Below are 12,957 nucleotides of genomic sequence, written 5' to 3' on the forward strand. Positions count from 1 at the left end.
GCCGTACCGTTCCGAGGGGGAAATGTGCACACCGAGAGTACAGTCGGCGGCACGATCGTCACACCCGCCCGCAAACGGCGCAAGTTCCCCGGCACGACGCTGACCTGGCTGGCCCTGACACCGTTCGCGGCCTGGGCGCTGACCAGGGTGGCGGGGCTCGAACGTGGCTCGCTGGCCACCCAGCTCATGACCGCCACGCCGTACGCCGCGGCGGGCTCGATCGTCCCGCTGCTGATCGCCGCGCTCAGCCGCAAGCGCGCCGCGACCGCGGTGGCGCTGCTCACGACGACCGCTTTCGGCTTCGCGGTCCTGCCGAGAGCCCTGGGTACGGCCGACACCACGGCTGGCCGGCCGTTCCGGGTGCTCACCATCAACATGCTGTTCGGCAGGGCCGACCCGCAGACGGTCCTCGACCTGGTGCGCCGGTACCAGCCTGACGTGCTGAGCACTCAGGAGCTCACGCCTGACGGCGTCGAGGCGCTCGACACGGCCGGGCTGTCCGGGTTGATGCCCTACCGGGTGCTGCAGGATGACTGGTCCGCGAGCGGCAGCGGGCTCTACTCCAGGCATCCGCTCAAGCCGATCTACAACCTGGTGCCGCCGGTCGGGCACAACATGCCCGCGGCGATGGTCGCGCTGCCCGGCGGCAAGCCGGTGGAGTTCGTGGACGTGCATCCCTTTACGCCGCTCGGCCCCCAGGTGACGAAGTGGATCGAGGCGCTGGACGGGCTTCCCTCGGCTTCGGGTGACACCGTGCGCGTCCTGGCGGGCGACTTCAACGCCACGCTCGACCACACGCCCATGCGCCGGCTGCTGTCTCGCGGCTACAAGGACGCCGCCGCCCAGGTCGGGGCGGGGCTGATCCCTACCTGGCCGGCCAACAAGCGGGTGCCGCCGATCATCACGATCGACCATGTGCTGGTGGATCAGCGTGTGGGCGTGAAGGAGGTCAGCGTGCACACCGTGCCGCGTACCGACCACCGGGCGGTGTTCGCGGAGCTCAGCGTGCCTTGAGTTCACCTGAGGTTCGTGGCGCTCAGCGTGCTTTGAGCAGAGCCCTGAGGTTGTCCCAGCCCTCGAGGCCGGGGTCGAGCCGGGTGAGATCTTCTGGGGTGCGCAGGCGGTGCCAGCCGGGGACGGTGGCCACCATGCGGCGGCCGGGCGCCTGGGCGCGCAGGGTCGTCACCGGGTCGGGATCGTCGAGGTCGGGGTCGGCCCATTCGGGCATGGGCAGGCCGCAGGCCAGCGCCACTGCTCCGCCGTCCTCGGCCGGACAGAGCGTGATCTGGGCGCGGCCGAGCTCGCGGAAGAGCTTGCCGACCAACAGGGGCGGCAGGTCGGGGGCGTCGGCGCCGATCACCACCGCCTGGTCACCGTCGAACCGGCTCATGATGGCCTTGAGCGGCTCGTCCTCCTCGATCGTGAGCACGTCGGTGCCGGGCCAGACGATCGCGTCGAGGCCCGGGACGCTGGTGACCAGGACGGGCGTGACGAGTTGGAGGCCGGCGACCATCTCGTAGGTGTCCTCGGCCATGGCCTCCAGGAACTCACCCGGGTCCATGCCCTCGGGGGCGGCCTGCGCCATGCTCTGCCGTACGAGGACCGCGGCTATGCGCGTCAACACTCCTCCGGTGCCGTATGGGCGGCGGCGGAGAATCCTTCGAGGAACCCGCGCGCCCGCTCCGCCTTGGGATATTGTTCGACCAGCGCCCAGAACCTGGCGCCGTGGCTGGGGACGAGCAGATGGACGAGCTCGTGGATGATCACGTAGTTGATGACCCACTCAGGGAGACCCTTGAGGCGGGTCGAGATCCGGATCGTGCCGTTCTCCGGGGTGCATGATCCCCATCGATGCTGCTGATTGTCCACCCAGCGCACGCTGGCCGGCATGGCCCTGCCGTGCAGATACTTCGCCGACAGGTCTTTGGCCCGCTCCAGGAGAGCCTCGTCGGTCGGTCTTCGCCGATTCTCCTTCGCCGCAAGCCGATCGAGCATCCGGCTCACCCATTCATCAGCGTCTTCGCCGCTCAGCCAGGCGGGCAGGAGCACGATCGTCTTGTCGCCGTCGCGGTAGGCGGAGACCGTACGCCGGCGACGAGAACTGCGACGGACCTCGACTGTCTCGGGGGGCACATATGCACGTTAGCCGAGACTGGCGAAATTCCACAGAGGGGGAGAGGTTGTTTCTGCTGGTCAGATGATTAAGACCCGGTGAATTTGGGCATGCGCCTTTCCCGATGCGCGGTCAGTCCCTCGATCATGTCGGCAGATGCCATGGTCACCGGTTGGGCGAGGGACTCCCAGCGCAGCGCGGCCTCCAGGTGTGGATGGTCCTGGTTCAGGGCGACCTTGGTGAGTCTGGTGGCAATCGGGGCGTTCTGCGCGATGGTCTGGGCGATGGCCTCGACTTCCGACATAAGGTCATTTTTCGGGAAAGATTGATTTATAAGACCTTTAGTGGCGGCTTCCAGGCCCATGACCGTGCGGCCGGTCAGCAGCATCTCCCTGCCGAGGGCGCCCGCCCTCCTCGGCAGCAGGTACGTGGCCGCCATCCCGGGATGCAGACCGAGCTTCGTGAACGGGGCCAGCAGCTTGGCGTCGTCGGCGGCGTACACGAGATCGCAGGCCAGCGCCACGCACAGGCCCGCCCCCACCGCCGGGCCGTTGACGGCGGCGATGGTCGGCACCTCCAGTTCGGTGATGGCCAGCCACGTGCGGTAGAAGGCGAGCATCCGGTCACGCAGCTTCGGCACCGTCTCCACCCCGCGTTCCCCCAGCCAGGACAGGTCTCCACCGGAGGAGAACGCGGTGCCGGCCCCCGTGACGATCACGCAGCGGACGCCGGGGTCGACGGCCAGCGCGGCCATGGTCTCACGCCACTCGTCGGTCATACCGTCCGTCATGGCGTTGCGTCTGTCGGGGCGGTTGAGGGTGATCAGTACGGTTCCGTCGGCTCTGCGGTCTACCAGGAGTTCGTTCGTGGGGGTTGTGGGGTTCGTGGCGTTCATGGGCTGAGCGTAACGGCGGGTGGTTGTCCACAGGAGGTGCGACTGTTCGGCGCTCGGGGCCTTGGTGGCGGAGAGTTATCCACAGGCGGCTCGGAAGGCGCTCGGGATCTTGGTTCGGGGTGGCAGTCTTGCCCGCCATGAGGCCACGTGTGAAGCCCGCCCTCCGGCGGATCGTCCGCGACGAGCAGACCTTGCAGCTGGGGGCACATCCGCTGCGGGCCGTCCTGGTGACGGGTTCGGTCCATCAATGGGTGTCCGGGCTCGACGGCACCCGCGACCTGGGCCAAGTGCTGCGTGACGGCGCCGCCGCCGGTCTGGCCGAGGCGGACTGCCGAGCGATGCTGGAGCAGCTCGCCGCGCAGGGGGTGCTGGAGGACGCGGCGGTCCCGCCCGTTCGCCTGTCTCTCGGTGAGCGTGATCGCCTGGCACCCGATCTCGATGCCCTCGATCTGGGCGGCGGCTCGTTCTCGCGGCGACGGCGGGCGCGGGTGCGTGTCTACGGGGCCGGGCGGGTGGGGGCGCAGGTGGTGGCGCTGCTGGCGGCCTGCGGGATAGGGGCGATCCGCGTCTTCGACGAAGGGCCGACCCGGCCTCGCGACCTCACGCCAGGTGGGCTGACGTGGTCGGAGCTGGGCATGAGCCGCCAGGACGGAGCGGTGGCGGTCGCCCGCCGCCTCACCTCCGGCGGCCCACTGCCTCCGGACTCGGCACTTCCGGGTCCGGCGACCCCAGGCCCGATGACTCCAGGCCCGACTGCCCGAGGTCTGGCGACCCGAGGCCCCGCGGCCCCAGGCCCGGCTGCCCGAGGGACAGCCGCTCCAGGGCCATCCACCCGCCGCGCTGCGGCTCCAGGGCCGATGTCCCAGGGCTCCGCTGGGACCAGTAGGACCGCTGAAGTCGGTGGGACCGGTGAGATCGGTGGGCCAAGTCAGGCCTCGTCTCGTTCTCGTGCGGCGGCCCGAGTGGCGGAAGCGATCCCCGGCACGCCCTCGATGCCGTCGACCGATGCGCGGGCCGGCGGCCCTCATCTGGGTGATGGCACCGATCGTCCCGATCTGGTGATCCTGGCCCCGGTCACCCCGCTGGACGGCGTACTCGTCAACGAGTTGACCGCCCTGTCCATCCCCCACCTGCTCGTGTCCGCCTTCGAGGGCCACGGCTCCGTAGGACCGCTCGTCCTTCCCGGCGAGACCGCCTGCCTGCACTGCCTCGATCTGGCGCGCCGCGACGCCGACCCCCTGTGGCCCATCGTCACCGCGCGGCTGGGCGGCTACCCACCCGGCGAGATCGCCTGCGACGCGACCCTGGCCACGCTGGTGGCGGCCGCCGCGACGGGCCACGCGCTCGCTTACATCGACGGTCGCGACCCCGTTGTGACCAACGGCACATTGGACGTCATGCCTGATTGGCAGTGGAAAACCAGGTCATGGACCCGGCATCCGCAATGTCGTTGTATGCGAAACCATCCGTATCGCCCAGAATGGTCATGTCAGTCGCAAGCGATGGGCTGACGCAGTACGGGGAACCTCGAAGGGGGGAAGCGGTGTCTCAGCCACGATGCCGCGCTTCAGTGTGAGCGATCTGCCGCGCCGCGCCGTAACGCGCTCCGCCAAGCTGGCCACTCTTCCACTCGGCTACGCCGGCCGCGCCGCACTGGGGCTAGGCAAACGGATCGGTGGAAAGCCCGCCGAGATCGTCGCCCAGGAGATCCAGCAGCGCACCGCCGAGCAGATCTTCAAGGTCCTCGGCGAGCTCAAGGGCGGGGCGATGAAGGTCGGGCAGGCGCTGTCCATCTTCGAGGCGGCCCTGCCCCAGGAGATCGTCGGGCCTTATCGCGCCACGCTCACCAAGCTGCAGGAATCGGCGCCGCCGTTGCCCGTGGCCACGGTCCACAAGGTGCTCACCGAGCAACTCGGTGACGATTGGCGAGACTACTTCGAGTCGTTCGACGACCGGCCGACCGCCGCCGCCTCGATCGGCCAGGTGCACCGGGCGGTCTGGCATGACGGCCGCGACGTGGCGGTGAAGATCCAGTATCCGGGCGCGGGCAAGGCGCTGCTCGGCGACTTCGCCCAGCTGTCGCGGCTCGGCAAGCTCTTCGGCGTGCTGATGCCCGGCCTCGACATCAAGGCGGTGCTGGCCGAGCTGCGCGAGCGCATCGCCGAGGAGCTCGACTACCTGCGCGAGGCCGAGGCCCAGCACGCCTTCGCCCTCGGCTTCATGGACGATCCCGACTTCCACGTTCCCGACGTGGTCGCCGCCAACGAGATGGTGCTGGTCACGGAGTGGATGGACGGCACGCCCCTGTCCCGCATCATCGCCGACGGCACCAAGGAGCAGCGTGACCACGCGGGGCTGCTCTTTGTCCGTTTCCTGTTCTGCTCACCGGCCCGGGTCGGCATGCTGCATGCCGACCCGCATCCCGGCAACTTCCGCATACTCGACAACGGCAAGCTGGGGGTCCTCGACTTCGGCGCCGTCAACCGCCTGCCCGACGGCTATCCCAGGTCCTTCGGCCAGCTGACCCGCATCTTCAACCAGGGCGACATGGACAGCGTGGTCGCGGGCCTGCGCGCCGAGGGCTTCATCCGTCCTGAGATCGAGGTGGACGGCGACGCCCTGCGCTCCTTCCTCTCCCCCTACGTCGAGCCGACGGCGGTCGAGGAGTTCACCTTCAGCCGCGAATGGTTCCAGGCCCAGGCGGCCAGCGTCACCGACTTCCGCCCCACCAACGTGGTCCGCCAGCTCAATTTGCCGGTCTCCTACGTGCTCATCCACCGGGTGCACGCGGCGGGCGTCGGCGTCCTCTGCCAACTGGGCACCACAGCCCGCTTTCGAGACGAGGTCATCCGCTGGGTCCCAGGCTTCGCCGACGACCCCGACGACGAGGCGCTGCCGGTCAGCTGAGCCCGGATGTGACCGCTCGCCGGTCAACTGACCCCGAGAGCAGCCGCTCCCGTTCATAACGGCGAGCGACTAACCACACCTAGCCGGTCAGCCGAGTCCAGATGCAACCACTCGCCGTACACGACGACGAGCGACTAACTAGGCGCGGGCGCTCTCCGACACGCTGCGTGTACGTCTTCAGTGCGGTGATCTTCATGTCGTCTCTCCCCAAACCGCCAGCACGGAGGCCACTTCCTCCCGTACGGCCGGCGGCAGCAGGCGGCTCGGCGGACGCACGTCGCGGCGGCACAGGCCAAGCTGGGCCAGCGCCTCCTTGACCACCGACACGTTGTCGGCGGAGGCGTCCGCGCCACGCAGCTCCTCGAACCGCCTGATCAGGTCCCACACCTCCATGGCCGCCGCGTAGTCGCCCGCGCGCAGCGCGTCGCGCATCCGCAGCGTCAGCTCCGGGGCCGCGGTGACCAGGCCCGAGGTGAAGCCGCGAGCGCCGACTGCCCAGTACGACGGCGTGTACGGCTCGGCCAGCCCGCACAGCCAGACGAACCGGTCCAGTCCGGCGTCACGGGCGACAGAGGCGAAACGCACCGGGTCCGGGACGGCGTACTTGACGCCGATCACGTTCGGGCACGCCTCACCGAGGCGCGCCACCTGAGCGCCGGCGACGCGCGGGCTGCGGATGTAGGGGACGATGCCCAGGTCAGGGAGCGCGTCCGCGATCTCGCGGTGGTAGTCCACCCAGCCGTCCGCCGACAGGTACGGATGGACGGGCTGGTGCACCATCACCATGCGCGCGCCGTGATCGCGGGCGTGCCGGGCGGCCTCGATGGCACCGGGGGCGTCGAGGCCGATCCCGGCGAGCACGGTGGCGTCGTCTCCGACGGCGGCCACGGTGGACTCCAGCACCTGGCGCCGCTCGTCCGGGGTGAGGGCGTAGAACTCGCCGGTGTTGCCGTTGGGCGTGATCACGTTGACGCCCGCGTCGACGATCCTCCGCACCAGTTTGGCATTCGTGTCGAGGTCGACGGCGCCGCCCGCGTCGAACGGCGTCACCGTGACGGCCACGACGTCGGCCAGTTTCTCGGTCAGGTCAAGCATCGATCATCCCCTGCTCTCTGCGGGCGTATTCGGTGACGCACCCTCGTTGAGCGGCCGGATCCGCACGACGAATCCGTAGATCAGCGTGCCCAGAATCGCCATCGCGCCCGCGAAGAGCATCGGCCCGGTGTAGGAGTTGCCGCTGATCGTCAGGAAGACACCGATGAGGATCGGGCTGATGATGTTGCCGATCTGCGAGCCGAAGTTCTGGAAGCCCGCGACCGAGCCGACCACCGAGGATGACGGAGCGACCTCGGCCGGCAGGCTGAGAATGGCCGCGCCGGCGAAGGAGTGGGCGCAGTTGCTGACGGACAGAAGGACCATGACGGCCACGTTCCCTGGGACGAACGTCGTCAGCGCGATCGTGGAGGCGAGCAGCATCCCGCTGATGATCGGGATCTTGCGGGCCCGGGCGATGGGGACGCCGCGCCGTACCAGCCAGTCGGAGAAGGCTCCGCCCGCGACCGTGGCGGCCACACCGAGCAGCGCCGGGATGGAGCCGAACACGCCCAGTTGGAGGATGGTGAATCCCCGGTCCTCCACGAGGTAACTCGGATACCAGGTGAGGAAGAACGCGCCGGTGGCCGAGCGGCAGATGTAACCCAGCACCAGCCCCCACACCGTGGGGTAGCGCAGCAGGGACAGCCAGCGCATCGGCGTACCGGTCTCGGGCACGGCCGCGTCGCCGCCCTCGATGTAGTCGAGCTCCGCCTGGGACATCTTCGGATGTTCCTGCGGCGAACGGTAGATCTTCAGCCAGCCGATGACCCACACCATGCCGGTCAGACCGATCACGACGAAGGCCGTACGCCACCCGAAAGCGGCGATGAGCCCCGTGACCACCGGGACGGACAGCGCGACGCCGACCTGTTGTCCGGTGTCGAACAGGCTGGAGGCCAGGGCGCGTTCCCTGCGCGGGAACCAGGCGGAGACCACCTTGATGTTGGCCGGCTGCACCGGCGCCTCGCCGATGCCGAGACCGAGCCGGCAGATCAGCAGCGTGCCGACCCCACGGGTCAGGGCGGTGGCGGCGGTCCACAGCGACCACCACACGACGGCGATCGGGTAGATGACTCGCGGGCCGAAACGATCGAGCAGCCAGCCGGAGGGCAGCTGGAAGATCGCGTACGTCCAGAAGAAGGAGGAGAGCAGGATTCCTTTCGTGGTCTGGTCGAAGCCCAGGTCGTGCTGCATGTACGTGCTGGCGACGCTGAGGCTGGACCGGTCGAGATAGGCGATCGTCAGACCGGCGCCCGAGAGCGCGATGATGGTCCAGCGAAGCCGCGACCGTGCGGGTCGCGCTGTCGCAGGTACGGTCTGGGCGGGCATGGCGGAGTTAGACTGCATTCGAGCTCCATGCTGCAGGTCAGTGCAGTGGCCACGCCGGACCGGCCGGAATGCGTTCCCGGCGGCGCCGCGCCAACGGCGTGCGGTCCGGTGTGTGGTTCAAGGAAGCGGAGCCGTTGCGCCGGTGTGGTCCGTGTCCTCGGGCTACACCGGACGACCCCCTCACGATCTCCCTTCTTGGCAGGTACGTCCCTGAAGTCCTAATTCACGCGACTGTAACCTAGATTCCGGTCATATACGAGATGCGATGTAAGATATCTTTGAAGCTAGCAGCGCATCGCCGGTGTTCGTCGGGCAGGCCAGATCCATGTCCTCGCGGGGCACGGTCGCCCTGGAGTGATCAAGCACGCGATACTGACCGGCGCACTTCAGCCCGGCCAGGCCCTGGTCGAGACCGAGCTGGCCCAGCAGCTCGGCGTGTCGAAGACTCCCGTACGCGAGGCGCTGAAGACCTTCGCGGGCGCCGGCCAAGTCACGATGAGCGAGTACAGATGAGCGAGTACAAGGGCGTGGCGGTGCGGCGCTGGTGGAATCGGTCTACGACCTGTGCCTTCTGCTGGAGCGGGAAGCGGTCTCCCGTACGGTCCAGCAGGGCACGGACCTCACCCCTGCCGCCCCGAAGCGCTGCGCCGACCGCGCCGCTCGCAGCCTCGCCTACCGCGACTTCCACCGAGCCCTGTACGTGGGCTGCGACAACCCGCTGCTCGTCAGCACCCTGGACGCCCTCCGCGACCAGACGGCACTGATCTCCACGGCGGCCTGGGGCCGGGTGCCGACCTGGGAGCGAGAGGCCGGAGGAACACCGCCAAATCCTCCAGGCCGCCCAGTCCGGCTCCGCCCCTGAGGCCGCCGCCTTGCTACGGGACCACACGCGCCGCTTCGTCGATCGCGTAAAGGACAGCGGCGGCCTGGAGGGATAGAAACTCTCGACCGGCAGACGGCCGGTCACGACCTCTGCAGTCATGACCTCTCGACCAGCGGTCCGATCACGACCCACCGAGCAGCGGGTCGGTCGCTCCCGGTTGGCGCATGCCTCTGAGCAGGGCACTCACCCCGTCGGCGAGCACGCGAGCGCCCTCCTCACGCGAATCCAGGAACCAACCGGGCAGCGGACTGCGCAGCGAGCAGGTGAGCTCGATGCTGACGAGACCATGGATCGTGGTCCACACCAGGTAAGCCATCCGGGTGGGCTCTTCCGAACCCGCCATGGCCTCGGTGAGCAGGCTGAATGTCTGCCCGAGCGCGTCCTGCCGCAGCTCCGGCGAAGGGTCGAAGTCAGGCAGCGGCCGCTCGAACATCAACGCGTAGAGCGCCGGATCGGCCAGCGCGAACTCCCGGTATCCGTAGGCCACCGCCATGATCCGCTCGAGCGGTTCCGCTTGACCGTCGAGCGAGTCCAGCAGCACCTCCCGCAGAACGTCGAACCCGTATCGATAGATCGCCTCCAGCAGCCCCGCCCGCCCGCCGAAGCACGTGTAGATGCCCATCGTGGAGGTCCGTGCCTCCTCAGCCACGCGGCGGAGCGTCAGGTGCGGCGCCCCTTGCTCGCGCAGGACGAGCACGGCCGCGTCCAGCAGGTCGCCGCGTAATTCGCCGAGTTCTTTCGAGGTGCTTACGTCTCTCTGCACCCCCTCACCCTAACGGGCTATAACGCGCATCATAACGAGCGTTATCACCTACGGAGAAAGGGACTCCGACATGCGTCCATCGGCTCTCTACCGGGCCACCGCCACGGCCGGGTTCGCCTGCGCCGTGCTGCTGCTGATCAACGTCTTCCGCCGTGCGGGCCTGCTTCCGGAAACAACACTCACCCACGCCATCGCTCCATTCGGCGCATTAACCGGCTTACTCGCGATCACCGGCCTCTATCTGCTCATTCGTGGCTCAGCCGGCACCCTCGGCCTGATCGGCTACCTGCTCAACGCCGCGGGACTGGCCGGGGCCTACGCGATCGAGTACACCTTGCACTACGTCTTCCCCCTCCTCGGCGGCGCCAAGGTGAACGAACTGCTGGCCGGAGGCACCGGACAGGCGTTCCTCGCCACCTCGGTCGTACTGCTGGCGGGAGTCCTGACCTTCAGCGCGGCGGCCCTGCGAGCGGGAACGCTGCCGGCTCTCGCGGTCGTGCTCTACGCGGCCGGCATGATCCCCGGGGCCCTGCGGAACATGGTCCCGCTTCCGGTCTACCTGATCGGCCTGGCAGTGGCCGCGGCGGGCATCGCCTGGATGTCGGCCCGTCTCTGGTCGGCCCAGGAGGAAGCGGCGCTACTTCCCGCCGGACGGCGAATGCCCGCTTGATTCGCAGGACAACCGCCGCTTCGAACGTGAAGAGCGGCCGGGCGCTGGATTGCGCCCGGCCGCTCACTCACTCCGCGTAGATCAACCGTGTGGATCAACCGTGTGGATCAACCGCTTAGAACAACCGTGAATAACAACGGTGAATGGCAACTGCGTGGAATAACCGCTGGATCAGCCAAGAGGCCGCAACGGGAGATCCTGCGCCGGCGGCAGGATCTCCCGTGTCAGAGCCCTTGGCCAAGAGCCCGGCTGAGGCGCTCGTTCGCCCGCTCGACATCGCGGCGTGCGCGCTGCACACGACGGATGCGCGCGGCGAGACGCTGCTCCTCGGCCTCGCGGTGGAGGGTTTGTATTCGGTCGTTTACCAGTTCATGGTAGAGATACGGCACCTTGAGGCTCCTCGTGGAGAACGCGTTCATCTGTCTTTCTGCTTTCTGCTCGAAGGGGGCGGGGGGATCGTTGGTCAGGCAGCGACCGGGTGCTTCCGCGGACGACCGCGGGGCCGCTTGCGGGGAACAACGGCTCCCCGGAGGATCAGTTCGCCGCCCCAGACGCCCCACGGCTCCTCGCGCTCGAGCGCGCGAGCCAGGCAGGCCTTCTGGATCGGGCAGCCGCCGCAGAGCGCCTTCGCGAACTCCACGTCCTCCGGCGACTCTGCGAACCACAGGTCAGGGTCGGTACGACAGGGGATCTTGGCTTCGTCGATCAGGTCCATGATCGTCTTCGCCCCCATCTCGTTCTCCTTCTGATCGATCTTTTTGATCTTGGTCGGGCACCTCGTGGGTGGTTGGGGGTTCGCGGACAAACAAAGAGGCCGCGGATCCGTCTGCGGATCCGCGGCCTGGAGGCTTGTTGCCGGTCAGGTTATGACCGGCACATCCCTCCAGGGATGCGGACCACGCAGTCCACCCTTGGTGATCTGCTGGTTCGGCACTTCACTGGCTGCGACGTACACGAGAGCGCTCGGCGTGGCCGCGGTAGCGCGGGCATGCGCGAACACGGCGGGCTCCTGGCGACGGGCAGACTTGTCCTGCCGCAGGTTGGCCGGCCCATCGGCGAGCCTCACCACGTCACGGCATGCGGAGGCGAGCCACGGCGTGGCCGACATGTTGATGCTGATCACTGGGACTCACCTCCACTCTGGGATCGTCGGGCAGGACCGCCCGACTCGCTTGACCATGACCCTAAACCGGGAACCCGAGACCCGGCAACATATTTTCTACCTGCGATTTTGTGACTTTGTCACGCGGATCATGGCCTCCTGAACGACGGAGACGACGAGGTCACCGGACGCAGTGAACATCTCACCCCGCGCAAGCCCCCTCGCGCCCCCGGACCAGGGGGACTCATGTGCGTAGAGCAACCAGTCGTCCGCCCTGAACGGCCGGTGGAACCACATCGCGTGGTCCAGCGAGGCCCCCATGACATCGGACGCGCCCCACGCCATGCCGTGCGCGAGCAGGATCGTGTCGACCAGCGTGAAGTCGGACGCGTAGGCGGCCAGCACCACGTGCAGCAGCGGATCGTCGGGGAGATCCGCGTCGTAGCGGAACCACACGTTGGTCTCGGCACTGCGCAACTCGGGGTTGCGGTGCGCCTCCCACGTCAGAGGCGAGGCATAACGCGCGTCGACCGGCCGCGGCCGAGACAGCCACTCCTTGTATTCGGAGTTGTCGCCGACGATCTCCGCCATCCGCTCCTGAAAGGTCGGAAGCGTCGCAGGATCGGGCACGACCGGCATCACGGACGCCTGATGCTCGACGCCCTCCTCGAAGATGTGGAACGACGCGGACATGGTGAAAATGGCCTTGCCATGCTGGATCGCCTGGACCCTGCGCGTGGTGAACGACCGCCCGTCACGCAACCGCTCGACGTTGTAGACGATCGGGATGGACGGGTCGCCGGGGCGGATGAAGTAGGCGTGCAGCGAGTGCACGTTCCGGTCGGAAGGCACGGTACGGCCGGCGGCGACGAGCGCCTGCGCGGCCACCTGCCCGCCGAAGACGCGCTGAATACGCTCCTCCGGGCTACGGCCACGGAAGATGTCGAGCTCGATCTGCTCCAGGTCGAGCAGGTCGAGCAATTCCTTCAACGCCTCGTTCACGAATCCCCCTACCAACCACCATTAGCCCCTAAGTCTGGCGTGCCCCCACACCTCCCACCAACCCGGCACCCCTTTACAGCGGATCTCCCCCAGAGAACGGGCGGGGGTCGGTACGCCACGCGAAGGGAGTAACCAGGTGAAAGGACGGAGCGGCCAGGCAGAGGACCACGGACACGGACACGGCCAAGGGACGCGACG

At 68.2% G+C, this 12,957-nt stretch carries 16 protein-coding genes; 6 read left to right on the plus strand and 10 right to left on the minus strand.

All coding sequences use genetic code 11. The features are described from left to right. Positions 1–24 precede the first annotated feature (24 nt). Positions 25–1,014 (plus strand): endonuclease/exonuclease/phosphatase family protein, encoded by a 990-nt coding sequence (locus AB0B61_RS51650; RefSeq protein WP_358448684.1) that lies wholly within the window; start codon positions 25–27, stop codon positions 1,012–1,014. 22 nt (positions 1,015–1,036) lie between these two features. Here AB0B61_RS51650 and AB0B61_RS51655 read toward each other — a convergent pair whose 3' ends face one another. From AB0B61_RS51655 to AB0B61_RS51665, 3 genes are all read right to left on the minus strand, one after another. Next, positions 1,037–1,621, minus strand: coding sequence for a DUF2064 domain-containing protein (locus AB0B61_RS51655; protein WP_358448685.1), 585 nt, complete (start codon positions 1,619–1,621; stop codon positions 1,037–1,039). Continuing rightward, positions 1,618–2,133 (minus strand): M48 family metallopeptidase, encoded by a 516-nt coding sequence (locus AB0B61_RS51660; RefSeq protein ID WP_358448686.1) that lies wholly within the window; start codon positions 2,131–2,133, stop codon positions 1,618–1,620. The genes AB0B61_RS51655 and AB0B61_RS51660 overlap by 4 nt, the downstream gene beginning before the upstream one ends. A 68-nt stretch (positions 2,134–2,201) precedes the next feature. After that, positions 2,202–3,008, minus strand: a complete 807-nt coding sequence (locus tag AB0B61_RS51665) for an enoyl-CoA hydratase-related protein (RefSeq protein ID WP_358448687.1) — start codon at positions 3,006–3,008, stop codon at positions 2,202–2,204. A gap of 137 nt (positions 3,009–3,145) precedes the next feature. Here AB0B61_RS51665 and AB0B61_RS51670 point away from each other — a divergent pair, with 137 nt between their 5' ends. Together AB0B61_RS51670 and AB0B61_RS51675 are read left to right on the plus strand one after the other, a co-directional pair. After that, positions 3,146–4,519, plus strand: a complete 1,374-nt coding sequence (locus tag AB0B61_RS51670) for a thiamine biosynthesis protein ThiF (protein WP_358448688.1) — start codon at positions 3,146–3,148, stop codon at positions 4,517–4,519. A 46-nt stretch (positions 4,520–4,565) separates the two neighbouring features. Beyond that, entirely contained in the window at positions 4,566–5,915 is a 1,350-nt protein-coding gene (locus AB0B61_RS51675) for an AarF/UbiB family protein (protein ID WP_358448689.1), read from the plus strand. A 192-nt stretch (positions 5,916–6,107) separates the two neighbouring features. Here AB0B61_RS51675 and AB0B61_RS51680 read toward each other — a convergent pair whose 3' ends face one another. Beyond that, positions 6,108–7,010, minus strand: coding sequence for a dihydrodipicolinate synthase family protein (locus tag AB0B61_RS51680; protein WP_358448690.1), 903 nt, complete (start codon positions 7,008–7,010; stop codon positions 6,108–6,110). A gap of 3 nt (positions 7,011–7,013) precedes the next feature. Further along, positions 7,014–8,357 carry an MFS transporter gene (locus AB0B61_RS51685; protein WP_358448691.1) on the minus strand — a complete coding sequence of 448 codons (1,344 nt, stop codon included), beginning with the start codon at positions 8,355–8,357 and terminating at the stop codon, positions 7,014–7,016. Positions 8,358–8,693: 336 nt separating this feature from the next. Here AB0B61_RS51685 and AB0B61_RS51690 point away from each other — a divergent pair, with 336 nt between their 5' ends. After that, complete coding sequence (locus AB0B61_RS51690; RefSeq protein ID WP_358448692.1) at positions 8,694–8,852, plus strand: GntR family transcriptional regulator; 159 nt, start codon at positions 8,694–8,696, stop codon at positions 8,850–8,852. Between the two features lie 31 nt (positions 8,853–8,883). Beyond that, positions 8,884–9,201 carry an FCD domain-containing protein gene (locus AB0B61_RS51695; RefSeq protein WP_358448693.1) on the plus strand — a complete coding sequence of 106 codons (318 nt, stop codon included), beginning with the start codon at positions 8,884–8,886 and terminating at the stop codon, positions 9,199–9,201. 142 nt (positions 9,202–9,343) lie between these two features. Here AB0B61_RS51695 and AB0B61_RS51700 read toward each other — a convergent pair whose 3' ends face one another. Further along, a complete protein-coding gene (locus tag AB0B61_RS51700) occupies positions 9,344–9,985 on the minus strand; it encodes a TetR/AcrR family transcriptional regulator (RefSeq protein ID WP_358448694.1) in 642 nt (213 codons plus the stop codon). A 70-nt stretch (positions 9,986–10,055) separates the two neighbouring features. Between AB0B61_RS51700 and AB0B61_RS51705 the strand changes: the two genes are divergently transcribed. Continuing rightward, positions 10,056–10,655, plus strand: a complete 600-nt coding sequence (locus tag AB0B61_RS51705; protein ID WP_358448695.1) for a hypothetical protein — start codon at positions 10,056–10,058, stop codon at positions 10,653–10,655. A gap of 224 nt (positions 10,656–10,879) precedes the next feature. Here AB0B61_RS51705 and AB0B61_RS51710 read toward each other — a convergent pair whose 3' ends face one another. From AB0B61_RS51710 to AB0B61_RS51725, 4 genes are all read right to left on the minus strand, one after another. Further along, positions 10,880–11,074: a hypothetical protein gene (locus AB0B61_RS51710; RefSeq protein ID WP_358448696.1), complete on the minus strand. Its 195-nt coding sequence runs from the start codon at positions 11,072–11,074 to the stop codon at positions 10,880–10,882. Positions 11,075–11,118: 44 nt separating this feature from the next. Then, positions 11,119–11,388, minus strand: a complete 270-nt coding sequence (locus AB0B61_RS51715) for a WhiB family transcriptional regulator (protein WP_185068409.1) — start codon at positions 11,386–11,388, stop codon at positions 11,119–11,121. A 126-nt stretch (positions 11,389–11,514) separates the two neighbouring features. Further along, positions 11,515–11,778, minus strand: a complete 264-nt coding sequence (locus AB0B61_RS51720; RefSeq protein ID WP_358448697.1) for a hypothetical protein — start codon at positions 11,776–11,778, stop codon at positions 11,515–11,517. 96 nt (positions 11,779–11,874) lie between these two features. Continuing rightward, a complete protein-coding gene (locus tag AB0B61_RS51725; protein WP_358448698.1) occupies positions 11,875–12,759 on the minus strand; it encodes an acyl-CoA thioesterase II in 885 nt (294 codons plus the stop codon). Between the last annotated feature and the right edge of the window lie 198 nt (positions 12,760–12,957).

Origin of the sequence: Nonomuraea sp. NPDC049158 (assembly GCF_040648335.1) — a bacterium.
Classification (GTDB): Bacteria; Actinomycetota; Actinomycetes; order Streptosporangiales; family Streptosporangiaceae; genus Nonomuraea.

Bases quoted from the DNA above. Each gene is read 5' to 3' on its own strand.
- AB0B61_RS51665 (WP_358448687.1), bottom strand. From the start codon at position 3,008: ATGAACGCCACGAACCCCACAACCCCCACGAACGAACTCCTGGTAGAC.
- AB0B61_RS51670 (WP_358448688.1), top strand. From the start codon at position 3,146: ATGAGGCCACGTGTGAAGCCCGCCCTCCGGCGGATCGTCCGCGACGAG.
- AB0B61_RS51675 (WP_358448689.1), top strand. From the start codon at position 4,566: ATGCCGCGCTTCAGTGTGAGCGATCTGCCGCGCCGCGCCGTAACGCGC.
- AB0B61_RS51680 (WP_358448690.1), bottom strand. From the start codon at position 7,010: ATGCTTGACCTGACCGAGAAACTGGCCGACGTCGTGGCCGTCACGGTG.
- AB0B61_RS51685 (WP_358448691.1), bottom strand. From the start codon at position 8,357: ATGCAGTCTAACTCCGCCATGCCCGCCCAGACCGTACCTGCGACAGCG.
- AB0B61_RS51705 (WP_358448695.1), top strand. From the start codon at position 10,056: ATGCGTCCATCGGCTCTCTACCGGGCCACCGCCACGGCCGGGTTCGCC.
- AB0B61_RS51710 (WP_358448696.1), bottom strand. From the start codon at position 11,074: ATGAACGCGTTCTCCACGAGGAGCCTCAAGGTGCCGTATCTCTACCAT.
- AB0B61_RS51715 (WP_185068409.1), bottom strand. From the start codon at position 11,388: ATGGGGGCGAAGACGATCATGGACCTGATCGACGAAGCCAAGATCCCC.